This window comes from Serratia sp. 25CWL12 (assembly GCF_055790885.1).
The window spans coordinates 134,053-158,245 of record NZ_CM147698.1; the positions used below are offsets into that span (position 1 = coordinate 134,053).

The following is a 24,193-nucleotide window of genomic DNA, read 5'->3' on the forward strand; positions in this document are numbered from 1 at the left end:
ATTTAAAGGTATTCAGGAATGCATAGCGTCCAGGCTTTATGTTCTGGACGCTAGCTATTTCAGGTTACTTCACCACTCGTAACGCTGGGCGGCCACCACGAGGAGGTGGTGGTGGCTCATCATCAGTGTGATGGTTATCATCGCTATCTGGGCGATCACCATCAATCAATGACATCAGATTCCCTGCTGGCGTTGCTGGCTGGTCTATCTCACCGAGGTTATCTTCGATTTCGTAGGCAGCTTCCGGTTCAAACAGGGTACCTGCACCGTTTTCTCGGGCATAAATCGCCAGTACGGCACCCATCGGCACCTGAACCTGGCGAGGAATGCCACCAAAGCGGGCGTTAAAGCTGACTTCTTCATCAGCCAGTAGCAGGTTGCCGACCGCGCGCGGCGCAATGTTGAGCACAATCTGACCATCGCGGGCAAACTCGATAGGAACCTGAACGCCAGGATACATGATGTCCACCACCAGATGAGGGGTCAGTTGATTATCCAACAGCCAGTCATAGAATGCCCGTAACAGGTAAGGGCGGCGTGGGGTCATTTGCGACATATCCATAACACTTAGACTCGAGTTTGGAGCCGCATTTCGCGCTCGGCTTCAGTAAGGGAGGCCAGGAATGCGTCACGCTCGAAGACGCGGGTCATGTAGCCTTTCAGCTCTTTGGAGCCAGCACCGCTCAGTTCAATACCCAATTGCGTCAAACGCCACAACAATGGGGCGAGGTAACAATCGACCAGGCTGAACTCTTCACTCATAAAATAAGGGGTTTGAGCGAAGATAGGCGCAATGGCCAGCAGTTCTTCGCGCAGTTGACGGCGTGCTGATTCAGCTTCCTGTGCGTTGCCCTGCTCGATTTTGTACATCAGCGAGTACCAGTTTCGCTCGATACGCAACATCATCAAACGGCTTTCACCACGCGCCACAGGATAGACCGGCATAAGCGGTGGGTGAGGGAAACGCTCATCAAGGTATTCCATGATGATACGTGATTCATACAGAGTCAGTTCACGATCAACAAGTGTCGGTACGGTTTGGTAAGGATTGAGGTCAATCAGATCCTGCGGCAGATTGTCCGGTTCAACCTGCTCAATCTCGACGCTGACCCCTTTTTCCGCCAGTACGATACGTACTTGATGGCTAAAGATGTCGGTCGGGCCAGAAAACAGCGTCATTACCGAACGTTTGTTGGCAGCGACAGCCATGAAAACCTCCAAGTTTTATCTAGAAAATATGGCAAATAGCCAAATACCCATTACCTTGCATGCTACTCACTCTATGCTGCTGATGGCGATGATGAATACCCGTCATCATTCAGGCCACAGATAAACCAGAGGTCAAGAACACGGCCTCAAAGGTAGACTCGCAGTAGCTGCGTAGTGAACAGGGGCAAAAGTGGATAATAGTTTACCAGATTTTGATTTTTTTGTGGGGGGCATGCAGTGATTTCATGTGGAATTATCTGTATGACCGCGAAATTTGGTTGTTTTAATTTATTGTAACAATAAAAAAACCCGGTGAAGCACCGGGTTTTCGCGTAAATCGTACTGTCGAAACAGTAGAAATTAACGCTTGGAGAACTGCGGACGGCGACGTGCTTTACGCAGACCGACTTTCTTACGTTCAACCTGACGAGCGTCACGAGTGACGAAGCCAGCTTTACGCAGTTCAGAACGCAGAGTCTCGTCATACTCCATCAGTGCACGGGTGATACCGTGACGGATAGCGCCAGCTTGACCGGAGATACCACCACCTTTAACAGTGATGTACAGATCCAGTTTGCCAACCATATCGACCAGTTCCAGTGGTTGACGAACTACCATGCGGGCAGTTTCGCGACCAAAGTACTGTTCCAGGCTGCGCTGGTTGATAACGATGTTACCGCTGCCCTGCTTGATAAAAACGCGAGCGGCGGAGCTTTTGCGGCGACCAGTGCCGTAGTATTGATTTTCAGCCATTGCCTATAATCCCGATTAGATGTCAAGAACTTGCGGTTGCTGTGCCGCGTGATTGTGCTCAGTGCCAGCGTAAACTTTCAGTTTACGGTACATTGCACGACCCAGCGGGCCCTTTGGCAGCATGCCTTTAACCGCGATTTCAATCACACGCTCAGGACGGCGGGCAATCATCTCTTCAAAGGTCGCTTCTTTGATACCACCGATGTGGCCAGTGTGGTGATAGTACACTTTGTCTGTACGCTTGTTGCCGGTAACGGCCACTTTTTCTGCGTTCAGAACGATGATGTAATCACCGGTATCAACGTGCGGGGTATATTCCGCTTTATGCTTGCCGCGTAAACGACGAGCCAGTTCAGTCGCTAGACGGCCTAAGGTTTTACCGTCTGCATCAACAACATACCAGTCGCGTTTGACGGTTTCTGGCTTAGCTGTAAAAGTTTTCATTAAAAAGCTTACCCAATAATTTAGTTACACGTAGGTGTTCACCCAACGCTTAAAAACAGTTGAGGCTCACACGACCATCAAGTCCAGCAAACCTACCCCTTCGAATAGCCATTGCCGGCACTATAAAGTTTTTGGGAAAAAAACTTTGTTGTAACGTGGGGTCGCAGGATTATAGAGAAGTCACTATCAAAGATCGAACAGTTTTTGATTTTGAGCACAATTATTTGTGTCGCGGGGGGAACTATGCCCCTTTAGACTGGATAATGGGGCGGATGTCAAAAAAAGCCCCATTACTCAGTATTACGGCAGGTGGGGTAACTTTAGGTATTCCTCACTCTGCATCTCCTGCAAGCGCGATAAACAGCGTTGGAACTCGAACTTTAGCTGTTCCCCCTGATAAATTTCAAACATAGACCCCTCGGCACTGATCACCAGGTTGACGTGGCGTTCATAAAATTCATCAACTAGCGCCAGAAAGCGGCGAGCGGTGCTCTCGTTCAGTGGCCCCATCACGCGGACATTGTATAGCATCACGCTGTGGTAAAGGCGTGACAAGGCGATGTAATCCAATTGGCTGCGCGCTTCTTCACACAATGTATGGAAATCAACGGCCAATACGCCATCCACGGCGTGCAGAACTGGGAGGGGGCGATGATTGATTTGTAACACCAACCCAGCATTACCCATGTTGCCTGCCAGCCTGAGGAACATATGGTCCATTGCCTCTTGCGTCTGCTCAGTGAGCGGGGTCAAGTAGAGATGCGCTTGTGTCAAGGTGCGCAAACGGTAATCGATGCCAGCATCCACGTTCATGACCTCACAATGCGCTTTGATCAACGCAATGGCGGGCAGGAAACGTGCGCGTTGCAGACCATGGCGGTACAGATCGTCTGGCTGAATGTTTGAGGTGGCGACCAGCGTGATACCTCGGGCGAATAAGGCTTGCAGTAGTGTTGCCAGCAGCATGGCGTCAGTGATGTCAGAAACAAAAAACTCATCAAAACACAACACATCTGTTTGTGCCTTAAAGCCATCGGCAATGATTTCCAACGGGTTTTCATGCCCCTGTAATGCCATCAGTTCTTCATGCACCCGCAACATGAAACGGTGGAAGTGCAAGCGTAGTTTGCGGTCATCTGGCAAGCTGTGGAAGAACAAGTCCATCAGCCAGGTTTTACCACGACCCACACCGCCCCACATATATAAGCCCTGCACCGGGCGTGGGTGTGTCGTTGCGGGCCCTTTGCCCAGCCAGTGGCTGAGTTTCCAGCGACTCCCTCCTTTGGTCGCAACGTCAGTCGGCCGGTGTTGCAAGGCTTGATAAATATGATCCAACTGCGTAACAGCCTGGTGCTGGACCGCATCGGCCTGATATTGCCCCGCGTCCAGAGCCTGCTGGTAGCGTGATAATGGTGACTGTACTTGCATTTATTCAAAAATCCCTAAGAACATTGAGAATTAATTTAGCAAATTTTCGTGGCGGATAGCTGCAACTTCACTGCCTGTTTATGGTATTTATCAGCACTATATCCAAAGGAAAAACCAATAAACATCAGGTAAAGGTTTAACAAGATTCCACTTAGACAAGGTTAACGGTTATAGTGGATATTATTAAGTAAAAAAATCCCTGCGGAACAACGAAGTTAACATAGGAGTCATTATGACCTGGGAGTATGCGCTGATTGGTTTGGTGGTCGGTATCGTCATTGGTGCGGTAGCGATGCGTTTCGGTAATAGTAAATTACGGCAACAAAAAGCCCTGCAGAGCGAGCTGGATAAAAGTAAAACCGAATTGGAAGAGTATCGTAAGGAACTGGTAGGCCATTTCGCACACAGTGCCGAGTTGCTTGATAACATGGCGCGTGACTATCGTCAGTTGTATCAGCATATGGCGAAAAGCTCTAATCACTTGTTGCCGGATCTTCCCGTACAGGATAACCCATTTCGCTATCGCTTGACTGAATCAGAAGCAGATAACGATCAAGCACCTGTGGAGATGCCGCGTGACTACTCTGAAGGGGCATCTGGTTTGTTGCGTGGTACAACAAACCGCGATTAATTTCGGCCAATGGGAATATTTCCATTACGGTTGAACGTCTCTTTTTCCACTGCGAGGTCCATTTCTGGGCCTCGCCATTTGTCACATGCCCATGCTGTTCGAAACGCATGAGGATGGTCATAATTTGTGCATCGGTATCAGGGTGGCTTATCATTGATTGATAGCCCTGTGAATACTTTGCGCAAATTTACAGTCTTACACTTCACTGACATGTTACTGTTGCTTTATTATCATTATTTCACCTGCAGGTATAAAGAGAGAGTTCTTAATGATGAAGAAACCATCTTTAATTCTTAGTGCATTAGCAATAGGTATGAGCTTGGCGTTTGCTTCTGTTCCAATGGTCAACGCCGCAATGCCTGTAGCTGTTGAAGGGCAACCACTGCCAAGCTTGGCACCGATGTTGGAGAAAGTACTGCCTGCTGTAGTGAGTGTGCGTGTGGCAGGTACTCAGGTGCAACGCCAACAATTACCTGAGCAGTTTAAATTCTTTTTTGGACCGAATGGACCTTCGCAACAGGGAGGCTCACGTCCTTTTGAAGGATTGGGGTCCGGTGTCATTATTGACGCCGCAAAGGGTTATATTTTAACCAATAACCATGTGATTAATAACGCTGATAAAATTAGCGTGTTACTCAATGATGGCCGTGAATATAGTGCCAAGCTGATTGGTCGTGATGAGCAATCTGATATTGCATTGTTGCAGGTTACTGATGGCAAAAATCTGACAGCGATAAAAATGGCGGATTCCGATCAACTGCGTGTCGGTGACTTTGCTGTGGCGGTAGGGAACCCCTTTGGTCTCGGTCAGACAGCAACATCAGGGATTATCTCGGCACTGGGTCGTAGTGGCTTGAATCTGGAGGGGCTGGAAAACTTTATCCAGACCGATGCCTCTATCAACCGTGGTAACTCCGGTGGCGCGTTGATTAACCTGAATGGTGAATTGATCGGTATCAACACCGCGATCCTAGCACCAGGCGGTGGCAATGTCGGGATCGGTTTTGCCATTCCTAGCAACATGGCACAAAGCCTGAGTAAACAATTGATCGAGTTTGGCGAAGTGAAACGCGGCCTGCTGGGTATCAAAGGGAGTGAAATGACCGCCGATATGGCGAAAGCGTTCAATTCCGAAGCGCAGCGCGGTGCTTTTGTCAGTGAAGTATTGCCAAAGTCGGCCGCAGCCAAAGCAGGTATCAAGGCTGGTGATATTCTGATTTCTCTGGACGGCAAGCCTATCAGCAGTTTCGCTGAACTTCGAGCCAAGGTAGGTACCACTGCTCCAGGCACTAGCGTTAAAGTGGGCCTACTACGTGAAGGTAAATCGATGGAGCTTTCTGTTACGTTGGATAACAGTGAAAGTGCATCAACCAATGCCGAGACTTTGTCGCCTTCCTTGCAAGGGGCATCCTTGAGTAATGGCGTTTTACCCAACGGCGATAAAGGCGTGAAGATTGACAACGTTGATAAGGGTACCCCAGCGGCACAAGTCGGCCTGCAAAAAGGGGATATGATTATCGGTGTCAACCGTATACGTGTCGAGGATCTCGCGGCGTTGCGTAAGCAGATGGAGAACAAACCTGCAGTCATAGCGCTGAATATTGTACGCGGTGACGAAAACATCTACCTGTTATTGCGTTAACTTGTTCAAAAACTGGGCTCAGTGGCATACTGTGCCCAGTTAACTCGTGTTATCCTTCCGCAATCGTTCCATTTATGCACTGAAACTCCATGTTTGCTAAGTTATTACGTTCTATTGTTGTTGGTTTGATTGTCGCTGGCCTGTTGCTGGTGGTCATGCCCGTGTTGCGTTCTTCCAGTAATCTATTTACCAGCAAATCTGAGAGTACCAGTGATGAAGTCCCTCTTAGCTTCAATTCTGGTGTGCGCCGCGCAGCCCCGGCAGTGGTTAATATTTATAATCGCAACATAAGTGGAGCAACTAATCTGCTTTCGCTGGGTTCCGGTGTGATTATGAATGATCGCGGCTATATCATCACCAATCGTCATGTAATCAAAGATGCCCAGCAAATCACCGCCGTGTTGCAGGACGGTCGTCGCTATGAAGCGTTATTAGTGGGTGCAGACAGCTTAACCGACTTGGCGGTATTAAAGATCGATCCAGGTAATTTACCGGTTATCCCTATCAACAAGGCGCGTCCAGCCCATGTTGGTGATGTTGTCCTGGCGATAGGCAACCCCTATAACCTGGGGCAGACGGTAACTCAAGGCATCCTCAGCGCTACTGGCCGAGTCAGTTTGAGTACCACTGGCCGGCAAACTTTTCTGCAAACCGATGCTTCAATTAACCGCGGCAATTCTGGTGGTGCCTTGGTGAACTCACTGGGTGAGTTAATGGGCATCAATACGCTGACTTACGATAAAGTTACTAATGGTGAGACTCCTGAAGGATTAGGTTTTGCGATTCCGGTAGAGTTGGCCACTAAAATTATGGATAAGTTAATCCGTGATGGGCGAGTGATCCGTGGGTATTTCGGTATTCAGGGGAAGGATATGCCGATTCGCCCCATCAGTAGCAATATTGAGCACCTGCAAGGGATCAGTGTGACTGAGCTTGCCGCTAATGGTCCCGCAGCTAGAGCAGGGTTCCACATCAACGACATCATCATCAACGTGAATAACAAACCTGCGATCTCCGTATTGGAAACCATGGATCAAGTAGCAGAGATCCGCCCGGGTACCGAGATCCCGGTGGTAGTATTGCGTGATGGTCAGCGTATGACACTGACTATGATGGTGGGGGAATTCCCGGAAGATAATACCTAAACGTTTTTGTTGCATCGGGGCACGCGGGTGTGCCCCGATCATGACAAGTCTATTACTCGCCTTTTATGCGCTCAATATTGGCACCCAACGCACGCAGTTTGTCTTCAATACGTTCGTAGCCACGATCAATATGATAGATACGATCAACTGTCGTCACGCCTTGTGCAATACAACCAGCTAATACCAGACTGGCGGAAGCACGCAAGTCAGTTGCCATTACTTGTGCACCTGAAAGTTGCTCTACGCCATGGCAGATCACGGTATTGCTTTCTATTTCGGCGATGGCCCCCATACGGATCAACTCAGGAACGTGCATAAAACGGTTCTCGAAAATAGTCTCGGTGATTACGCCGGTTCCTTCTGCCACTAGATTCAGCAAGCTAAACTGTGCCTGCATGTCGGTGGGGAAACCAGGATGTGGGGCTGTGCGTATGGTCACCGCTTTGGGGCGTTTGCCATGCATGTCCAGGCTGATCCAGTCTTCACCGATCTCAATATCAGCGCCTGCCTCACGCAGTTTGGCTAACACTGCATCCAGTGTATCTGGACGGGTATTGCGGCACAGCACCTTACCACCGGAAACGGCGGCGGCAACCAGGAAGGTACCGGTTTCAATACGGTCTGGTAGCACACGATAAACCCCACCACCGAGGCGTTCAACACCCTCAATAGTGATTCTATCGGTGCCTGCACCACTGATTTTGGCACCCAGCGTATTGAGGAAGTTGGCAGTATCAACAATTTCCGGTTCACGGGCCGCATTCTCAATAATGGTGGTGCCTGTCGCTAAGGTTGCCGCGCTCATGATGGTGACGGTGGCACCTACGCTGACTTTGTCCATAACGATATGTGCGCCTTTCAAGCGACCTTCCACCGAAGCCTTGACGTACCCTTCTTCCAGCTTGATTTCAGCACCCAGTTGTTCCAGGCCGGTAATATGTAAATCAACCGGGCGAGCGCCGATAGCACAGCCGCCAGGTAGAGATACCTGACCACGGCCAAAACGTGCTACCAATGGCCCTAGAGCCCAGATCGAGGCCCGCATGGTTTTTACCAGGTCATACGGCGCACAAAATTCATTGACTTGGCTGGCATCAACAAACACTGAGCCGTTACGCTTGGTTTTGGTACCTAGCTGGTTGAGTAGTTTGAGGGTGGTATCGATGTCCTTGAGTTTCGGGACATTCTGCAGCTCAACGGGCTCTTCTGCCAGTAGGGCGGCAAACAGGATCGGCAGGGCAGCATTTTTTGCCCCGGAAATGGTGACTTCACCACGAAGACAGGTTCGACCCTGCACACGAAATTTATCCATTTGACTACTCTCTATTATCTATTCTGAGCTGCCTGCCTAGCGGCAAACAGCCTTAAAATCCGTTGAGTTTGCGATCCCGCTTCCACTCTTCAGGGGTGTACGTTTTGATGGATAAAGCATGAATGCTATTATCCGCAATGTACTCCATCAGCGGTGCATAGATGGCTTGCTGTTTTTTGACACGGCTCATGGTGGCGAACTGTTCGCTTACTGCAACCACCTGAAAGTGGCTACCATCGCCAGTAACATGGACTTCATCCAGTGCTAATGCGTTCATCAGCACCTCTTCAATTTTGCTATTTTCCATAGTATTCGGTTCTGTATAGTATTGAGTTTTGTATAGTATCGAGTTTTGTATAGTGTTCAGTTCGGTATTGGCCCTGATATCAGCCAATTGACCCTATGTCCGTCGTTATTTAAGCAGCAGGGTTATGGCGCGGCTCCCGGGGATTTCCTCCGGGAGCCGCGCAAGATCTGTTTAAAAACGCTTAATGTTTTTGTTGCAACGTGCATAAACCTGGCGTAACTCACTGTAAGCAGAAACAGCGCTAATGAGTGGTTTCAACGGGAATGATCTGTTGTAAATTGTAGAGATTGATCAGTGTTTGTAACCGTTCAGTGATCCCCAAAATTTTCAATTCAACCCCTTGCAGGTGCTGTTGCTGGCGTAAGTGCAACAATAATGCCAAGCCACAGGAGTCGACTCGTTGTAGTTGAGCCACATCAATGGCGGTTTTATCCGCCAACAGTATCTCACGTTGTTGCCAGAGTGGCAGTAACGTTTCACGATCAAGCTCGCCACGCAACACTAAAGTTTGCTGTTGTGACACCCAGCTTAACGCTTCAGCCATCAGCTTTTCCGATCCAGCGTAATGGGCTGTTTAGCTGCCGCTTGCAGTTGCTGAGTCAGTCCCTCAATCCCTTTAAGACGTAACGTTGCGGCCCATTCATTCTGCTTAGTGGTGATCATACTCACCCCTTCGGCAATCATATCATAGGCCTGCCAATAGCCGGTCTTGCTGTTCTTTCGCCATTGGAAATCCAGACGTACCGGGGGACGCCCTCCGTTATCAATGATAGTCACACGGATGGCAATAATATCGGCATTATCCACGGGCTGCTGGCGATCAATCTGGTAGGTTTGATTTTCATACATCGCCAGTGCCTGACCATAGGCCTGTTCCAGATACGCTTGGAAAGCGGTGAAATAGGCTTCACGCTGTGCTGGGGTGGCATCTTTATAATAACGCCCCAAAACCAGAGCACCTGCGTACTTAATTTGAACAAACGGCATTAACTCTTCACGTACGATAGCACGCAGGTAATTAGGATCCTGCTTGATCTTTGCTTGCTCGTTTGTCAGGCGAGTGAAGGTTTTCGCCGCAGCATCTTGCATCAAGCTATAAGGATTAGTTTGGTCAACTGCGTTAGCCAGCGGCGCAACCATCAACAAAGCAATCATCAGTAAACGTTTAAACATCCAGTTGTCCTCTATTATTAATGAATGTTAGCGGGTGGAGGAGGGGCATTAGTTGCCGGTTCCGTTACTGTATCCGGCTTATCGCTACTTGCCGGGGTATTACTTTTGTACAGGAACTGGCCGATTAAATCCTCCAGAACTATAGCTGACTTGGTGTCTTGAAGCGTCCCACCATCCTGCAAGATGCTGGTGCCCATCTCAGGGTCTTCAAAACCTACGTTCAGTGCCAGATATTGCTCACCCAACAGACCGGAAGTACGAATGGCCAACGAACTGGTATCCGGGATCTGGTTGTAGCGGGTTTGAATATCCAGTGCCACGAGAGGGGTATAGGTTTTCGGGTTGAGAGAGATATCCGCTACCCGGCCAACCACTACCCCACCAATTTTCACGGGAGAACGCACTTTCAAACCACCAATATTATCGAATGTGGCGTAAATGCGGTAGGTCGGTTCATTACCGATCGATTTGATATTCGCCACCTGGAGACAAAGGAAGACGATAGCACACAGTGCCACTAGCATGAACGCACCAACCCAGATTTCACTCTTCTTCGTTTGCATTGTATCAATTCCCAAACATCAGTGCCGTCAGCACAAAGTCCAATCCCAACACCGCCAGTGACGAATGTACTACGGTACGTGTCGTTGCCCGACTAATTCCTTCAGAAGTCGGTATCGCATCATAGCCATTGAAAATCGCAATCCAGGTCACGGTAATCGCAAACACCACACTCTTAATCAGACAGTTGAGTAAATCTTTACGCCATTCAACCGCCTCTTGCATGGCTGACCAGAAGAAACCACTGTCGATCCCTTTCCAATCGACACCGACGATGGAGCCTCCCCAGATACCGACAGCCACAAAAATCATTGTCAGTAGCGGCATGCTGATCAGGCCAGCCCAAAAACGTGGAGCCACAATACGCCGGAGTGGGTCAACGGCCATCATTTCCAGGCTGGAGATCTGCTCAGTGGCTTTCATTAAGCCAATTTCAGCCGTTAGTGCAGAGCCTGCACGGCCAGCGAACAATAGGGCGGTAACCACTGGCCCCAGTTCACGCAGTAACGATAATGCGACCATCATACCCAGACTGGCTTCTGCGCTATAGGTGGTCAGTACCAAATAGCCTTGCAGCCCTAAAACCATGCCGATAAAGACACCGGAAACCATGATGATCAACAGTGATTGAACGCCAACGCTATACAGCTGTTTAAGCAACAGCGGCCACTGTCGGCGTGGCTCGGGGCGACCGACCAGTGCGTGAAACAGCATCAGTCCGGCGCGTCCCAAAGAGGCACTGGTATTGATGCCACGACGTCCTAATGACGCCAACGCCTGTAAAAACATGAGGTTATTTTCTCCCTTCCCCTAAAAGTTCGCTCAGATAATCACCTGCGGGGTAACGGAATGGCACAGGCCCATCAGCAATACCATCCAGAAATTGACGTACACGGGGGTCTGGATTGCTTTGCAATTGCTGTGGTGATCCTTCGGCAATCACATGGTGGTCCGCGACGATATAAGCGTAATCTGCAATACTTAACACTTCCGGTACATCATGTGAGACCACGATACAGGTGACGCCTAGCGCATGATTCAGTTCCGCGATCAGCTTCACTAATACTCCCATGGTGATGGGATCCTGACCAACGAAAGGTTCATCGAACATGATCATTTCTGGATCCAACGCGATAGCCCGAGCTAGGGCTGCACGCCGTGCCATACCACCGGAAAGTTCATTAGGCATCAGATCTGCCGCGCCACGTAGCCCAACTGCCTCTAACTTCATCATGACTGTGCTGCGCAGAATCGGTTCCGGCAGACAACTATGCTCACGCAGAGGGAACGCGACGTTTTCAAATACGGTCAGGTCGGTAAATAGTGCCCCGGATTGAAATAACATGCTCATCTTTTTACGCGATTCATAGAGTTGATGGCGGGATAAGGCGGGAATGTTGTCACCATCAAACCAGATTTCACCACTGTCAGGAACCAGTTGGCCACCGATCAAACGCAGCAGTGTTGTTTTACCGATACCGGATGGCCCCATGATGGCCGTTACCTTACCACAAGGAACGGTCAGATTGATGTCTTCAAATATCAGCCGACCGCCACGTGAAAAACACATATTGCGCACTTCGACTACATTCTCTGCCTTCTGATACATGTTTGTTGATCCTGTACAGGTCATGTTTGCCAAATCACTGGGTGCCAGCAAAGCAATATATCTTGTTCCCCGGCAAATTGCAGGAGGGTAAACTCGTTTGCCGCGTTACTTGGCTCAATTGAGGCCTCAGCCACCAGTGGCCAGTGCTATCGCTGTTAAAAAACGCCTGGCGTTTTGTCCTGAAGCGAGCTGTCATCCTGTTATGCGCACGATGGACTCTATTTTTACAAAAAAATAGCGCTATTTCGCTACCCATGATGTCATTAGTTTTACTTTTTGTCCCCAGACGGTCAAAATTAAGCAATAACGCAAAACAATCAAATTGTTTAACTTTTCGCCATTTAACACCTCTGTTGCTCGATCATTGCTGACGATGAGCAGTAAATAATCGGGTTATTACGGTATTGGTACCCAAATTGATTCAAGCGACAGCCAACGCATCTGAGACTTGAAGAGTGGCAAGTATACCCAATAAAGGACGCTGAATGTTTTTCGCGGTAGTGTTGTTAATTGTTGGTTTATTTTTATTGGTGTATGGGGCAGATAGGTTGGTGTATGGCGCGGCGGTCATCAGCCGTTCCCTGGGTGTCCCACCACTGATTATTGGCATGACTATTGTCGGTATCGGTACTTCGTTGCCGGAATTGCTCGTTTCGGTCACTGCTGCGTTGAATGGGCAGCCAGATATGGCTGTCGGTAACGTTTTAGGGTCGAATATCGTCAATATCTTATTGATTGTTGGGGGTGCAGCGCTTATCCATCCTTTGGCTGTACATTCTGAGGTATTGCGGCGTGAACTGCCGTTGCTGTTAGCGGTCACACTGTTATGTGGCTTTGTCCTGATTAATCATACCCTGAGTCGGTTGGATGGCGTGGTGTTGTTGCTTGCAGCGGCGGGATTTATCCTGCTGATGCTGAAAATCGCCAGGTTGGCGCAGCGCGAGGGCAACGATAGACTGACAGTAGAACAACTGTCAGAGTTGCCACAAGATAGCAGCAGTACCGTCGCGATACTCTGGTTGATTCTGGCCTTTGTTATCCTGCCACTGTCGTCAAAAATGGTGATTGATAATGCCACAGTGATTGCGCATTACTTTGATATGAGTGAATTGGTGGTTGGCCTGACCGTGGTGGCGATTGGTACCAGCCTACCTGAACTGGCGACATCTATCGCCGGTGCATTAAAAGGCGAAGATGATATGGCCGTCGGTAATATCATCGGGTCAAATATTTTTAACACCGTCATTGTGTTGGGTATCCCGGCGCTGTTGTCACCGGGCAGTATTGATCCTGCGGCTTTCCAGCGCGATTACTGGGTGATGTTGACCGCCAGCATGTTGCTTACCGTCCTTTGTATTGGTCGCAAACATCGTATCGGTCATCTGGCGGGGGCTCTGTTATTATGTGGATTTATTACGTATCTTGCAGTGCTGTTTTTCAACCCTTTCAGTTCATATGGCTTTGTCCTATAGCACCAAGAGAGAGCCAATACCGCCGTTCCTGACGGATAGCGGGTAAAAATCGATGGGAATGTGTATGTCATCTATCCAGTTGCAACCAGGTTTTGATTTTCAGCAGGCCGGCAAAGAAGTACTACAAATTGAACGCGAAGGTCTGGCTCAACTTGAGCAGTATATTGATGGGGATTTTACCCGCGCTTGTGAAGCGATTGTCGGATGCAGTGGTAAAGTGGTGGTGATGGGGATAGGCAAATCCGGCCATATTGGCAACAAAATTGCCGCTACCTTGGCCAGTACCGGCACTCCGGCGTTTTTTGTACACCCGGCGGAAGCCAGCCACGGTGATCTTGGCATGGTCTCAGCACAGGACATTGTGTTGGCTATCTCCAATTCCGGTGAGTCTAATGAGATTCTGGCATTGATTCCGGTCTTAAAACGCCTGCAGATCCGGCTAATTTGCATGACCAGCAACCCGGAAAGTGCCATGGGTAAAGCTGCCGATGTCCACCTTTGCATCAAGATCCCGCAGGAAGCTTGTCCGCTGGGTTTGGCACCCACCACCAGTACCACCGCCACGCTGGTGATGGGGGATGCTTTGGCAGTCGCATTGCTGAAAGCCCGTGGATTTACGCCGGAGGATTTTGCCTTGTCTCATCCAGGGGGGGCTTTGGGGCGTCGTCTGTTGTTACGCGTTAGTGATATTATGCACACCGGTGATGAGATGCCACACGTCAGTGCAGAAGCTTCCTTGCGAGATGCCTTGCTGGAAATTACGCGTAAAAATATGGGTATGACTGCTGTCTGCAATGACCTGATGAAAATTGCTGGTATCTTTACTGATGGTGACTTACGTCGGGTGTTCGATATGGGTATTGATCTCAACAATGCCAAGATCGCTGATGTCATGACCTCAGGGGGTATTCGAGTGCGGCCAAACATGCTGGCGGTTGATGCGCTTAACCTGATGCAACAACGCCATATTACTGCAGTGCTGGTTGCTGATGGCGACCAATTGCTGGGTGTGGTACATATGCATGATATGCTGCGTGCTGGCGTCGTTTAATACAAGGAACGAACTGAATGAGTTTGGTTGAAACCTGCTACGGGCCGGTAACTGAAGACGTAATGGCTCGTGCCGGTAAGATCCGTATGCTGATTTGTGATGTTGACGGTGTACTATCAGATGGTTTTATCTATATGGGCAACCAGGGTGAAGAGCTGAAAGTCTTCAATGTGCGCGATGGCTACGGTATCCGCTGCCTGAAAACATCCGGTATCGAAGTGGCTATCATTACAGGTCGCTCAGCTAAACTGTTGGAAGACCGGGCAAAAACGCTGGATATTACACACCTGTATCAAGGGCAGTCCGATAAGCTTTTGGCCTTCCGGGAACTGTTGGATAAACTATCAATGGTGCCGGAAGAGATTGCTTATATTGGCGATGATCTGATCGACTGGCCGGTCATGGCCCAGGTAGGGTTGGCAGTGGCGGTGGCGGATGCTCATCCTCTGCTGTTGCCGCGGGCTCATTATGTCACCCGCATTGCGGGTGGGCGTGGGGCCGTTCGTGAATTGTGCGATTTGATCCTTCTGGCCCAAAACAAGCTGGAGGGCGCCAAAGGGCTGTCGATATGAGTAGAGCCAAATTGGGTATCACCCTTATTTTATTGGTGATTGTGCTGGCGTTGATCGGCTGGAATATGACTGAGGTTAGCCATGACAGTGGCACCATACCGGTTAATAATCAGATGCCGACTTATCAGAGTCAACATACGGTGACGGTGGTTTATAACCCAGAAGGTAAGTTGAGCTATAAACTGGTGGCAGAAGAGGTTAATCATTACACCGAGGATGAAGTAACCTGGTTTACTCAACCGGTGATGACGTTATTTGATACTAATGCGCTGGCTACTTGGTCAGTACGTGCAGATCGTGCCAAGTTGACCAAAGATCGTATGCTGTATCTGTATGGTAACGTTGAGGTGAACAGTTTGACGACGACCTCGCAATTGGAAAAAATCAAAACAGATAATGCGCAGATTAATCTGATAACCCAAGATGTTTCTTCCGATGATGAAGTGACGCTGTTCGGGGCGAATTTTACCTCTAACGGAATGAGAATGCGTGGCAATCTGCGGGAAAAAACCGCTGAGCTGATTGATAAGGTTAAGACCAACTATGAAATTCCAAGTAAAAACACAACTCCGTAATCTATTGATCGTCAGCCTGGTTTTAACCGCCAGCACGTCAGCATTGGCGTTGAAATCTGATGCTGATCAACCGATCAACATCAATTCGTTGAAACAGTCACTGGATATGCAAACCAATGTCAGCACCTTTACTGATGAGGTGGTGATCAGGCAAGGGACGATTGAGATCAAAGCCGATAAAGTGGTGGTGACTCGTCCTGACGGTGATCAGAACAAAACCTTTATTGAGGCGTTCGGTAACCCGGTCACCTTCCAGCAGATGCAGGACGATGGCAAACTGGTGAAAGGCCATGCGCAGAAAGTGCGTTATGATGTTGCAATTCAATTGGTGACACTGACGGGCAATGCCTTCCTTGAACAGCTTGACAGCAACGTTCAGGGGGATCGTATTACATACCTGGTGCAGCAACAACAGATGCAGGCGTTTAGCGATAAAGGCCGACGCGTGACCACCGTGTTGGTCCCATCACAGTTGCAAGACAAAAACGCTCAAAAGAAGAGTAACTAATCACCTATGGCAACACTCATCGCAGAAAATCTGGCGAAAGCCTATAAAGGCCGTAAAGTCGTTGAAGACGTCAGTCTGAAAGTGAAATCTGGCGAAATTGTCGGTCTATTAGGGCCAAATGGTGCAGGTAAAACCACCACATTTTATATGGTGGTCGGTATCGTTCAGCGTGATGCCGGGCGTATTGTGATCGATGACGAAGACATCAGTATTTTGCCGCTGCATGCTCGCGCCCGCCGTGGTATTGGCTACCTGCCTCAGGAAGCCTCAATCTTTCGTCGATTGAGTGTTTACAATAATTTGATGGCGGTGTTAGAGATCCGCTCTGACCTCACACATGAGCAGCGTGATGATCGTGCCGTTGAGTTGATGGAAGAGTTCCATATCTCTCATCTGCGTGACAACCTGGGCCAGTCACTCTCCGGTGGTGAACGCCGCCGGGTGGAGATAGCCCGGGCACTGGCTGCTAATCCCAAATTTATCTTGCTGGATGAACCTTTTGCGGGTGTTGACCCGATTTCTGTTATCGATATCAAAAAGATTATCGAGCACCTGCGCGACAGTGGCTTGGGCGTATTGATTACTGATCACAACGTACGTGAAACATTGGACGTCTGTGAACATGCTTATATCGTCAGCCAGGGCAAACTGATTGCGCATGGTACGCCGGACATTATTTTAGCGGATGAACAGGTGAAGCGCGTTTATCTGGGCGAAGAGTTCCGCCTTTAGATTGCAGTCGTCCGTCCACAGTTCGCTGCTAATGGAAATAAACAGAAGATTATGAAGCAAGGTTTGCAACTCAGGTTGAGCCAACAGCTGGCGATGACCCCTCAACTACAACAGGCGATACGCTTGTTGCAGCTGTCTACGCTTGAGCTTCAGCAAGAGATCCAACAGGCGTTAGAGAGCAACCCGCTGCTTGAACAGTTTGAGGATCAGCATCAGGAAATTGATGCGAAAGAAACCGTCGATACTGAAGAGATGGATACCAGCACGGCGCTGGAGCAAAAGGATATGCCCGAGGAGTTGCCGCTGGATGCCACTTGGGATGAAATCTATACGGCGGGCACCCCGTCTGGTACCGGTACCGATTATCGTGATGATGAATTGCCGGTCTATCAGGGGGAGACCACACAAACCTTGCAGGACTACCTGATGTGGCAGGTGGAACTGACGCCGTTCTCTGATACTGATGCCGCGATTGCTACCGCGATTGTTGATGCTGTTGACGATACTGGTTATCTCACCGTATCGCTGGACGATATTCTCGAGAGTATTGGTGATGATAATGTGGCGATGGATGAGATTGAGGCGGTATTGAAGCGCGTACAGCGTTTTGACCCAGTCGGCGTCGCCGCTCGTGATCTGCGTGACTGCCTGCTGATCCAGTTGTCGCAATATGCTAAAGAGACCCCCTATCTTGAACAAGCCCGGTTGATCATCAGTGAACATTTAGATTTACTGGCTAATCATGACTTTCGTAGCTTGATGCGAACAACTCGGCTAAAAGAAGATACACTAAAAGAGGTGATGGTGTTGATCCAGTCTCTTGAGCCGCGGCCAGGGCAGTCGATCAACACCGGCGAGTCAGAGTATGTAATCCCTGATGTGCTGGTGCGTAAGGGGCAAGACCAATGGTTGGTGGAACTTAATACAGATAGTATTCCACGTCTGAAAATCAACCAGCACTACGCGGCAATGGGCAACAGTGTACGTAATGATGCAGATGGCCAGTTTATACGCAGCAATCTGCAAGAAGCGAAATGGCTGATTAAAAGCCTGGAAAGCCGGAACGAAACACTGCTCAAGGTGACACGTTGTATTGTTGAGCAGCAGCAGGCGTTTTTTGAACAGGGCGACGAGTTTATGAAACCCATGGTACTGGCGGATATCGCTCAGGCTGTGGAGATGCATGAATCGACAATATCGCGCGTGACGACGCAGAAGTTTCTGCACAGTCCGCGTGGTGTTTTCGAGTTGAAATATTTCTTCTCCAGTCATGTGAATACCGATAGTGGCGGTGAAGCCTCTTCAACGGCAATCCGGGCGTTAGTGAAGAAATTAATTGCGGCGGAAAATCCCGCTAAGCCGCTTAGCGACAGCAAACTGGCTACAATGCTTTCCAAACAAGGGATCATGGTAGCTCGGCGTACTGTCGCCAAGTATCGAGAGTCTTTGTCCATCCCGCCGTCCAATCAACGTAAAAAGTTGGTTTGACCTCAATAGAGAAGGAAGACATTATGCAGCTCAACATTACCGGACACCACATCGAAATCACCGAACCTATGCGTGAGTTCGTCAATAATAAATTTGCCAAACTCGAACAGTATTTTGACCACATCAATCAGGTGTATGTCGTACTCAGTGTGGAAAAGGTGCAGCAGATTGCGGAAGCAACGGTGCATGTGAATGGCGGCGAGTTGCACGCCTCTTCGGAAAAAGAAGATATGTACGCCGCGATTGATTGCCTGATCGACAAATTGGCGCGTCAATTGAACAAACATAAAGACAAACTAAAACAATACTGACATTCTGGGCTACCACCGTCGTATGCGGTGGTGGCCCATATCGTAGCTGAGTTGGCTACATAACGACCATCGGCACCTTATCTACTACAACGGCTGGTGCTGATAAGCCATCAGGGTTAAATAGGCGAAAACTGTTTTATCACCGCAATCAAGTTCACTTTTTTACTGATAAGAGCGCGGAGTGAGGCAGTTTTAAGTGAAAATAAGATGAACAACGAAATAATGCAATTAAGCTCGGTGCTAAACATCGAGTGCACCAAAAGCTCGGTACACTGCACCAGCAAGAAGCGAGCTTTGGAGATTATCAGTGAATTGGCCGCGACTCAGCTTAACCTGCCTTCACAGGTGGTTTTTGATGCGGTTCTCACGCGGGAACGAATGGGCAGCACAGGGATTGGTAATGGTATCGCCATCCCGCATGGCAAACTGGAAGAAGACACGTTGCGAGCGGTAGGTGTTTTCATCCGTCTTGACCAACCTATTGCCTTTGATGCCATTGATAATCAACCGGTGGATCTCCTTTTTGCATTACTGGTCCCGGCGGATCAATGTAAAACTCATTTGCATACTTTGTCGCTGGTCGCCAAACGATTGGCTGATAAAACGGTGTGTCGCCGCTTGCGGACGGCGCAAAGTGATGAAGAACTGTACCAGATTATCACCGAGTAAACATAGGCAGAGACTTCCCGTATGGAAAGCGCCTGTATTGTTTATTAAACCTAACCGTGGTGTTACCACCACGCTAATGTCAGGGAGAGTTGCCACATGGTGCTGATGATAGTCAGCGGCCGTTCCGGTTCAGGAAAATCTGTCGCCTTGCGGGCGCTGGAAGACATGGGTTTTTACTGCGTTGATAACCTGCCAGTGGTACTGCTGCCACAGCTTGCCCAAACATTGGCTGAGCGCAATAGTTCTGCCGCGGTGAGTATTGACGTGCGTAATATGCCGGAATCGCCGGAAGTTTTTGAGTATGCGATGACTCAGTTGCCAGAGAGCTTCTCGCCGCAACTCCTTTTCCTCGATGCTGATCGTAACACCTTGATCCGTCGTTACAGTGATACTCGTCGTCTGCACCCACTCTCGGCTAAAAACCTGTCATTGGAAAGTGCCATTGATGAAGAAAATGATCTGCTGGAGCCATTACGTTCGCGCGCTGATCTGATCATTGATACCTCTGAAATGTCAGTTCACGAGTTGGCAGAGATGCTGCGTACCCGCCTGTTAGGTAAGCGTGAGCGGGAACTGACGATGGTATTTGAATCCTTCGGCTTCAAGCATGGCATTCCTATTGATGCGGATTATGTATTTGATGTACGTTTTCTACCCAATCCGCATTGGGATCCCAAACTGCGGCCGATGACCGGTCTGGATAAACCGGTGGCGGCGTTTCTTGATCGTCATACGGAAGTTCACAATTTTATCTATCAGACGCGCAGCTATCTGGAACAGTGGTTGCCGATGTTAGAGACCAATAATCGTAGCTATTTGACTGTAGCGATTGGTTGTACCGGGGGTAAGCACCGTTCGGTTTATGTGGCGGAACAACTGGCGGATTATTTTCGTTCGCGCGGTAAGAATGTGCAGTCACGTCACCGCACGCTGGAAAAGCGTAAGCAATGACGGTCAGGCAAACGGTAGAGATCAAAAATCGCTTGGGGATGCATGCGCGGCCTGCCATGAAGTTGTTTGAGTTAGTGCAGAGCTTTGATGCCGAAGTGTTATTACGTAATGACAGTGGGACAGAGGCAGAGGCCAGCAGCGTGATTGCGCTGCTGATGTTGGACTCTGCTCAGGGTCGCCATATTGAGATCGAAGCCAGCGGGCCAGAGGAACAGCAGGCCTTGGCGGCGGTCATTGAACTGTTTAATTCCGGTTTTGATGAAGATTAACCTCCGTTATCAATGTTTGCTCTTTGTTGTTTATCTCTGATATTGACTTCTAGAGCTTGAGGTATGACAGGTATAAGGTGACGAACATGGCTTCAAGCCTGATGATTACCAACCGGCAAACCTGGTTTGGTCATGGCACTATCCAGCGTTTGATTCCGTTGCTGCGCAGTGAGCCGCAGCCAACATTACTTTTCACCTGCCGTTCATTTCTTAATGGGCCTATTTATGGCTCATTGGCGGATACACTGGCACCATGCTTAGTCGGTAGTGAGATTGTCGCTCATGAAGCCTCACCCCAGGAGATCGACCAATGGGTTACGCGCTGGCGTGGAAAAGTGCAGCGCGTGGTGGCCATTGGTGGCGGGAGCGTGCTTGATGCTGCCAAGGCGTTCTCTGCGCTGATCGAACATCCTTTACCGACCCTACGTTATATGGAGAAGGTCGGGGATAGCCAAATCAGTGGTGCCACATTGCCATTAATCGCCGTTCCTACCACCGCCGGTACCGGGAGTGAGGTCACGCAAAATGCGGTGATTACCGATACCGAGATCAGCAAAGTGAAAGCCTCTTTGCGGCACGCCAATTTTGTCCCCCAAGTGGCGATCCTTGACCCCGAACTGTTAACAGGGACACCAGATAACCTATTGGCCTGTTGTGGCATTGATGCTTTCACGCATCTGTTGGAGTCTTATCTCTCTGACAAGGCCAGTAACTGGTCTCGAGAGATGTCGCTGGTGGGTATCCGTCACTTTCTGTCGGCCTGGCCTGATCTGAATCGGAGTGATAAAGCGCGAGAGGCGATGATGCAGGCTTCCTATCTTGGTGGTTTGACGCTGAGCATGGCAGGGTTGGGGGTGATCCATGGTATTGCTGGCGAGATCGGCGCCCTGCGAGATTATCACCATGGGCAGGTGTGTGGGCGTTTACTGCTACCTTTTCTTGAACTGCTGGCTGAAAGTGCACACCCGCAACAGCGCCTGTTAATGGCGGAGCTGGCCTTGCGATTGTTTCCACAACAGCAGGGTGCTCCAGAACGTTACCTGAGTGACTTTATCATCCACCATGCCATTGCTCCTTTCTGGCAGCAGGACCTTCCTCTCAGCCAACAGGCGTTTGCCACGGTATTGGAGAAATCCAACAGTAAAAATTCCTGGGTGACTTATTCCACAGAACAAAGAGCGCTGATGATTGAACGGGCGTTTCTGGTTGAATGACAATAAATATAATTAGGGTAGAGCGAACATGAGTCTGATTAACTGGATACTGGTGGGTATTGTGCTGGGCCTGCTCATTGGGGCGTTGATCAAGGTGTTGAGCAATAAGAAGGAGGAATAAGGCCAGCAGTTTTCTCCTTTATTCCCTAAGCGTATCGAGTGGCTTAAATTCGGCTCAGGCAGTCTAGGGCAACGGCTTTAAAACTTTCGAAATTATCGCTGCCCAACAAGCGGGTCATCGAACGTTCACGCACAAAGGTGACAAACAAATCATAGATTGCCATGGCTTCTTCATAATCATCTTTGCTGATCGCCAGCAGGAAAATGACATGAGCCACTTCTCCTTCCCCCAAGAGATCCCTTGAGGGGCCAGCAAGGTGACCACCACGGTTTTTTTTGCCAGTAGCCCCAGAGAGTGTGGTAAGGCAATCCCTTCCCCTAACAGAGTAGAAACGATGGCTTCTCGTTCGACTACCGAAGGGTAAAAATCACTGCCAACATAGCCTTCTTGCTCTAACTGAGAACAAACCTTGGTAAACAACTGTTGTTGAGAAAGCGGTTCATCAATAACCATGAAATGGTCGGCATCGAAGAACTTTTCCAGCATATAGGGTCTGGTACGATCCACCAGGACCAACTTACCAAGCTGTTCTAACTGATATTCGGTAGGGAATGGCGACATCACGACAATCGGTTTGTTCTTTTCATTGATACGGGCATTGGAAATAATAAAATCCTCTTCAATATGGTTGAGAATCTCATAATCGCGCAGTGAAATGGTGCGTGTGATCACCAGTTGCGGATATTTGCGTGCGATTTGAGCCTGGATCATCCGTATCGTCGAGTTACCGGTATCGCATACCAACATCACTTGTGGATGGCGTTCGTAACCAATGTTGTAGTGCCGCTCAAGACCGACACCGATATGCAGCACCAGATAGCCGATTTCGTTTTCGCTCAAGGTATAAGGCGTGTGTTTACCCCAACTGGAGATGGCCGCCAGTGTCACATCATAGGCCATGGGATAATGCTGCTTAATATTTGCTAACAGCGGATTGGGGATGTTGATCTGGTATTTCACCCGGGTGATCATGGTTTTGATATGGGTGAGCAGGTCTGCCCGTAATTGCTTATCGCCTTGTAGGTTGTAGTTATAGTGCGAGTTGATATAGGAGAGAATGTAATCTCCCAACGCCTCTTCATCATCCGCATTGATTTTGCTGGGTTGTACATTTTGCACCTGCCTGGCGGCAATATTGACGCGCAAATAGGCTTCTTCCGCTGAGGAGATCGCCTTGCCCGCGGCGTTGCGCAGTTCACCAGCCAGCCAGGTTGATGCTTTACGTACCGCTTCGTCGCCGTCTTCCACCTCAAATTCTTGGAGTGGATAGCCATCGATGATGCGCCGTAGCGCAACGGCACAATAGAAAATCAGGTATTGTTCGCCTTCATCCGTTAGGCGGATAGCGTATTGGGACAGCAAGGGATGTAGTGAGCTGGCAAAGGTAGCGACTTGCGGTTGGTGAAGGATGTTATTGTTCAGCAAGGGGCTTTCCGCATCGGTCAGATGCAACTGAAACAGCAGGTTGGTCAGGCAGGCACGGATCGCCATTTCTGAACCAAACAACTTCATGCCATAGCGTGGTTTGGTCTCAATGGTTAATTGGTAATGTGCCAGCCGTTCTCTCACCTCAGCCATATCGTTTTGCAGCGTACCGCGGCTAACAAACCATTCATCGGCCAGATCCTCCAGCTTCATCGAGAAAGCTGAGGTCAGAAAACGGATCAACAGATAATTTACTCGCTCTTGTGCGCTGCGCGGAGTGGCCTGCTTTTTGTGCTTTTTCTGTTGCAAGGCACTAAACAGGGTTTCATCGTCTACCTGTAGACGATAGCCAGCGCCACGGCTATGCACAAAGTGTGCGCCGTAGTTTTTCAGTATCTCGTTTAGCGCCGTGATATCCGTGCGTACTGTGCGGGTAGAGACGGCAAAACGCTTTGCCAACTCGTCCTGAGGTAACACCTCGGACTGCAAGGCATCAAACAGGTACGCCAGGCGTGGATAGGGGAACCTTACCATTCTATTTCCTATCAATGAGCCTGCCTAACGGTGTCAGGCAGGCAATGGTGTGACTGCATTGCTATACAAGTTATGTCTTGTCGTACC

27 protein-coding genes and 1 pseudogene are annotated in these 24,193 nt (G+C 49.3%); 15 read left to right on the forward strand and 13 right to left on the reverse strand.

Going from position 1 to position 24,193, the window contains the following annotated elements:
• Nucleotides 1-64: 64 nt before the first annotated feature.
• The 5 genes from sspB to zapE form a co-directional block, all read right to left on the reverse strand.
• Entirely contained in the window at nt 65-562 is a 498-nt protein-coding gene (gene sspB, locus ACX9GV_RS00555) for a ClpXP protease specificity-enhancing factor (protein WP_023489381.1), read from the reverse strand.
• A gap of 5 nt (nt 563-567) precedes the next feature.
• The gene (gene sspA, locus ACX9GV_RS00560; protein WP_023489380.1) at nt 568-1,209 is read right to left on the reverse strand and encodes a stringent starvation protein SspA; all 642 of its coding nucleotides are present in this window, start codon (nt 1,207-1,209) and stop codon (nt 568-570) included.
• Nucleotides 1,210-1,569: 360 nt separating this feature from the next.
• Nucleotides 1,570-1,962, reverse strand: coding sequence for a 30S ribosomal protein S9 (rpsI, locus tag ACX9GV_RS00565; protein ID WP_023489379.1), 393 nt, complete (start codon nt 1,960-1,962; stop codon nt 1,570-1,572).
• Nucleotides 1,963-1,977: 15 nt separating this feature from the next.
• The gene (rplM, locus tag ACX9GV_RS00570) at nt 1,978-2,406 is read right to left on the reverse strand and encodes a 50S ribosomal protein L13 (RefSeq protein ID WP_023489378.1); all 429 of its coding nucleotides are present in this window, start codon (nt 2,404-2,406) and stop codon (nt 1,978-1,980) included.
• A 300-nt stretch (nt 2,407-2,706) separates the two neighbouring features.
• The gene (gene zapE, locus ACX9GV_RS00575) at nt 2,707-3,834 is read right to left on the reverse strand and encodes a cell division protein ZapE (protein ID WP_473196685.1); all 1,128 of its coding nucleotides are present in this window, start codon (nt 3,832-3,834) and stop codon (nt 2,707-2,709) included.
• A gap of 232 nt (nt 3,835-4,066) precedes the next feature.
• Between zapE and zapG the strand changes: the two genes are divergently transcribed.
• The 3 genes from zapG (at nt 4,067) to degS (ending at nt 7,252) form a co-directional block, all read left to right on the forward strand.
• On the forward strand, nt 4,067-4,465 hold the full coding sequence (zapG, locus tag ACX9GV_RS00580) for a Z-ring associated protein ZapG (RefSeq protein ID WP_023489376.1): 399 nt from the start codon (nt 4,067-4,069) through the stop codon (nt 4,463-4,465).
• Nucleotides 4,466-4,736: 271 nt separating this feature from the next.
• Entirely contained in the window at nt 4,737-6,107 is a 1,371-nt protein-coding gene (degQ, locus tag ACX9GV_RS00585; RefSeq protein ID WP_473197939.1) for a serine endoprotease DegQ, read from the forward strand.
• 89 nt (nt 6,108-6,196) lie between these two features.
• Nucleotides 6,197-7,252, forward strand: coding sequence for an outer membrane-stress sensor serine endopeptidase DegS (gene degS / locus ACX9GV_RS00590; protein WP_473196686.1), 1,056 nt, complete (start codon nt 6,197-6,199; stop codon nt 7,250-7,252).
• 52 nt (nt 7,253-7,304) lie between these two features.
• Here the strand turns inward: degS and murA are convergent, their stop codons facing one another.
• The 7 genes from murA to mlaF all read right to left on the reverse strand — a co-directional run bounded on the left by murA (nt 7,305) and on the right by mlaF (nt 12,214).
• On the reverse strand, nt 7,305-8,564 hold the full coding sequence (gene murA, locus ACX9GV_RS00595; protein WP_473196687.1) for a UDP-N-acetylglucosamine 1-carboxyvinyltransferase: 1,260 nt from the start codon (nt 8,562-8,564) through the stop codon (nt 7,305-7,307).
• Between the two features lie 52 nt (nt 8,565-8,616).
• Nucleotides 8,617-8,871: a BolA family iron metabolism protein IbaG gene (gene ibaG / locus ACX9GV_RS00600; protein WP_037384164.1), complete on the reverse strand. Its 255-nt coding sequence runs from the start codon at nt 8,869-8,871 to the stop codon at nt 8,617-8,619.
• 241 nt (nt 8,872-9,112) lie between these two features.
• Nucleotides 9,113-9,415 (reverse strand): lipid asymmetry maintenance protein MlaB, encoded by a 303-nt coding sequence (mlaB, locus tag ACX9GV_RS00605; RefSeq protein ID WP_473196688.1) that lies wholly within the window; start codon nt 9,413-9,415, stop codon nt 9,113-9,115.
• A complete protein-coding gene (mlaC, locus tag ACX9GV_RS00610) occupies nt 9,415-10,044 on the reverse strand; it encodes a phospholipid-binding protein MlaC (RefSeq protein ID WP_023490502.1) in 630 nt (209 codons plus the stop codon). Before mlaC ends, mlaB begins: the two co-directional genes overlap by 1 nt.
• Before the next feature lie 17 nt (nt 10,045-10,061).
• Nucleotides 10,062-10,607, reverse strand: a complete 546-nt coding sequence (gene mlaD, locus ACX9GV_RS00615) for an outer membrane lipid asymmetry maintenance protein MlaD (protein ID WP_023490501.1) — start codon at nt 10,605-10,607, stop codon at nt 10,062-10,064.
• Between the two features lie 4 nt (nt 10,608-10,611).
• The gene (gene mlaE / locus ACX9GV_RS00620) at nt 10,612-11,394 is read right to left on the reverse strand and encodes a lipid asymmetry maintenance ABC transporter permease subunit MlaE (RefSeq protein ID WP_023490500.1); all 783 of its coding nucleotides are present in this window, start codon (nt 11,392-11,394) and stop codon (nt 10,612-10,614) included.
• A gap of 4 nt (nt 11,395-11,398) precedes the next feature.
• Nucleotides 11,399-12,214, reverse strand: coding sequence for a phospholipid ABC transporter ATP-binding protein MlaF (mlaF, locus tag ACX9GV_RS00625; RefSeq protein ID WP_473196689.1), 816 nt, complete (start codon nt 12,212-12,214; stop codon nt 11,399-11,401).
• Between the two features lie 485 nt (nt 12,215-12,699).
• Between mlaF and ACX9GV_RS00630 the strand changes: the two genes are divergently transcribed.
• The 12 genes from ACX9GV_RS00630 to ACX9GV_RS00685 all read left to right on the forward strand — a co-directional run bounded on the left by ACX9GV_RS00630 (nt 12,700) and on the right by ACX9GV_RS00685 (nt 22,026).
• Complete coding sequence (locus ACX9GV_RS00630) at nt 12,700-13,686, forward strand: calcium/sodium antiporter (protein ID WP_473196690.1); 987 nt, start codon at nt 12,700-12,702, stop codon at nt 13,684-13,686.
• Between the two features lie 64 nt (nt 13,687-13,750).
• The gene (gene kdsD, locus ACX9GV_RS00635; protein WP_473196691.1) at nt 13,751-14,737 is read left to right on the forward strand and encodes an arabinose-5-phosphate isomerase KdsD; all 987 of its coding nucleotides are present in this window, start codon (nt 13,751-13,753) and stop codon (nt 14,735-14,737) included.
• 17 nt (nt 14,738-14,754) lie between these two features.
• Complete coding sequence (gene kdsC, locus ACX9GV_RS00640) at nt 14,755-15,309, forward strand: 3-deoxy-manno-octulosonate-8-phosphatase KdsC (RefSeq protein ID WP_023490496.1); 555 nt, start codon at nt 14,755-14,757, stop codon at nt 15,307-15,309.
• Nucleotides 15,306-15,884: an LPS export ABC transporter periplasmic protein LptC gene (lptC, locus tag ACX9GV_RS00645; RefSeq protein WP_473196692.1), complete on the forward strand. Its 579-nt coding sequence runs from the start codon at nt 15,306-15,308 to the stop codon at nt 15,882-15,884. Before kdsC ends, lptC begins: the two co-directional genes overlap by 4 nt.
• On the forward strand, nt 15,853-16,392 hold the full coding sequence (gene lptA, locus ACX9GV_RS00650) for a lipopolysaccharide ABC transporter substrate-binding protein LptA (protein WP_023491990.1): 540 nt from the start codon (nt 15,853-15,855) through the stop codon (nt 16,390-16,392). Before lptC ends, lptA begins: the two co-directional genes overlap by 32 nt.
• Before the next feature lie 6 nt (nt 16,393-16,398).
• On the forward strand, nt 16,399-17,124 hold the full coding sequence (gene lptB, locus ACX9GV_RS00655) for an LPS export ABC transporter ATP-binding protein (RefSeq protein ID WP_473196693.1): 726 nt from the start codon (nt 16,399-16,401) through the stop codon (nt 17,122-17,124).
• A 51-nt stretch (nt 17,125-17,175) separates the two neighbouring features.
• Nucleotides 17,176-18,612, forward strand: a complete 1,437-nt coding sequence (gene rpoN, locus ACX9GV_RS00660; protein WP_473196694.1) for an RNA polymerase factor sigma-54 — start codon at nt 17,176-17,178, stop codon at nt 18,610-18,612.
• Nucleotides 18,613-18,635: 23 nt separating this feature from the next.
• Complete coding sequence (gene hpf / locus ACX9GV_RS00665; RefSeq protein ID WP_023489730.1) at nt 18,636-18,923, forward strand: ribosome hibernation promoting factor; 288 nt, start codon at nt 18,636-18,638, stop codon at nt 18,921-18,923.
• 207 nt (nt 18,924-19,130) lie between these two features.
• Complete coding sequence (ptsN, locus tag ACX9GV_RS00670; RefSeq protein WP_152554902.1) at nt 19,131-19,592, forward strand: PTS IIA-like nitrogen regulatory protein PtsN; 462 nt, start codon at nt 19,131-19,133, stop codon at nt 19,590-19,592.
• A 96-nt stretch (nt 19,593-19,688) separates the two neighbouring features.
• Nucleotides 19,689-20,543 carry an RNase adapter RapZ gene (rapZ, locus tag ACX9GV_RS00675; RefSeq protein ID WP_023489728.1) on the forward strand — a complete coding sequence of 285 codons (855 nt, stop codon included), beginning with the start codon at nt 19,689-19,691 and terminating at the stop codon, nt 20,541-20,543.
• The gene (gene npr, locus ACX9GV_RS00680) at nt 20,540-20,812 is read left to right on the forward strand and encodes a PTS phosphocarrier protein NPr (protein ID WP_023489727.1); all 273 of its coding nucleotides are present in this window, start codon (nt 20,540-20,542) and stop codon (nt 20,810-20,812) included. The genes rapZ and npr overlap by 4 nt, the downstream gene beginning before the upstream one ends.
• Nucleotides 20,813-20,898: 86 nt before the next feature.
• A complete protein-coding gene (locus ACX9GV_RS00685) occupies nt 20,899-22,026 on the forward strand; it encodes an iron-containing alcohol dehydrogenase (protein WP_473196695.1) in 1,128 nt (375 codons plus the stop codon).
• Nucleotides 22,027-22,190: 164 nt separating this feature from the next.
• Here ACX9GV_RS00685 and ACX9GV_RS00690 read toward each other — a convergent pair.
• Nucleotides 22,191-24,106 (reverse strand): annotated as a pseudogene (locus ACX9GV_RS00690) (BglG family transcription antiterminator).
• Nucleotides 24,107-24,193: the final 87 nt, after the last annotated feature.

Bases quoted from the DNA above. Each gene is read 5' to 3' on its own strand.
- ptsN (WP_152554902.1), top strand. From the start codon at position 19,131: ATGAACAACGAAATAATGCAATTAAGCTCGGTGCTAAACATCGAGTGC.
- lptB (WP_473196693.1), top strand. From the start codon at position 16,399: ATGGCAACACTCATCGCAGAAAATCTGGCGAAAGCCTATAAAGGCCGT.
- lptC (WP_473196692.1), top strand. From the start codon at position 15,306: ATGAGTAGAGCCAAATTGGGTATCACCCTTATTTTATTGGTGATTGTG.
- rpoN (WP_473196694.1), top strand. From the start codon at position 17,176: ATGAAGCAAGGTTTGCAACTCAGGTTGAGCCAACAGCTGGCGATGACC.
- npr (WP_023489727.1), top strand. From the start codon at position 20,540: ATGACGGTCAGGCAAACGGTAGAGATCAAAAATCGCTTGGGGATGCAT.
- hpf (WP_023489730.1), top strand. From the start codon at position 18,636: ATGCAGCTCAACATTACCGGACACCACATCGAAATCACCGAACCTATG.
- rapZ (WP_023489728.1), top strand. From the start codon at position 19,689: ATGGTGCTGATGATAGTCAGCGGCCGTTCCGGTTCAGGAAAATCTGTC.
- zapE (WP_473196685.1), bottom strand. From the start codon at position 3,834: ATGCAAGTACAGTCACCATTATCACGCTACCAGCAGGCTCTGGACGCG.
- kdsC (WP_023490496.1), top strand. From the start codon at position 14,755: ATGAGTTTGGTTGAAACCTGCTACGGGCCGGTAACTGAAGACGTAATG.
- mlaB (WP_473196688.1), bottom strand. From the start codon at position 9,415: ATGGCTGAAGCGTTAAGCTGGGTGTCACAACAGCAAACTTTAGTGTTG.
- sspB (WP_023489381.1), bottom strand. From the start codon at position 562: ATGGATATGTCGCAAATGACCCCACGCCGCCCTTACCTGTTACGGGCA.
- ACX9GV_RS00685 (WP_473196695.1), top strand. From the start codon at position 20,899: ATGGCTTCAAGCCTGATGATTACCAACCGGCAAACCTGGTTTGGTCAT.
- sspA (WP_023489380.1), bottom strand. From the start codon at position 1,209: ATGGCTGTCGCTGCCAACAAACGTTCGGTAATGACGCTGTTTTCTGGC.
- mlaE (WP_023490500.1), bottom strand. From the start codon at position 11,394: ATGTTTTTACAGGCGTTGGCGTCATTAGGACGTCGTGGCATCAATACC.
- rplM (WP_023489378.1), bottom strand. From the start codon at position 2,406: ATGAAAACTTTTACAGCTAAGCCAGAAACCGTCAAACGCGACTGGTAT.
- mlaD (WP_023490501.1), bottom strand. From the start codon at position 10,607: ATGCAAACGAAGAAGAGTGAAATCTGGGTTGGTGCGTTCATGCTAGTG.
- ACX9GV_RS00630 (WP_473196690.1), top strand. From the start codon at position 12,700: ATGTTTTTCGCGGTAGTGTTGTTAATTGTTGGTTTATTTTTATTGGTG.
- mlaC (WP_023490502.1), bottom strand. From the start codon at position 10,044: ATGTTTAAACGTTTACTGATGATTGCTTTGTTGATGGTTGCGCCGCTG.
- degS (WP_473196686.1), top strand. From the start codon at position 6,197: ATGTTTGCTAAGTTATTACGTTCTATTGTTGTTGGTTTGATTGTCGCT.
- mlaF (WP_473196689.1), bottom strand. From the start codon at position 12,214: ATGTATCAGAAGGCAGAGAATGTAGTCGAAGTGCGCAATATGTGTTTT.
- zapG (WP_023489376.1), top strand. From the start codon at position 4,067: ATGACCTGGGAGTATGCGCTGATTGGTTTGGTGGTCGGTATCGTCATT.
- kdsD (WP_473196691.1), top strand. From the start codon at position 13,751: ATGTCATCTATCCAGTTGCAACCAGGTTTTGATTTTCAGCAGGCCGGC.
- murA (WP_473196687.1), bottom strand. From the start codon at position 8,564: ATGGATAAATTTCGTGTGCAGGGTCGAACCTGTCTTCGTGGTGAAGTC.
- degQ (WP_473197939.1), top strand. From the start codon at position 4,737: ATGAAGAAACCATCTTTAATTCTTAGTGCATTAGCAATAGGTATGAGC.
- lptA (WP_023491990.1), top strand. From the start codon at position 15,853: ATGAAATTCCAAGTAAAAACACAACTCCGTAATCTATTGATCGTCAGC.
- rpsI (WP_023489379.1), bottom strand. From the start codon at position 1,962: ATGGCTGAAAATCAATACTACGGCACTGGTCGCCGCAAAAGCTCCGCC.
- ibaG (WP_037384164.1), bottom strand. From the start codon at position 8,871: ATGGAAAATAGCAAAATTGAAGAGGTGCTGATGAACGCATTAGCACTG.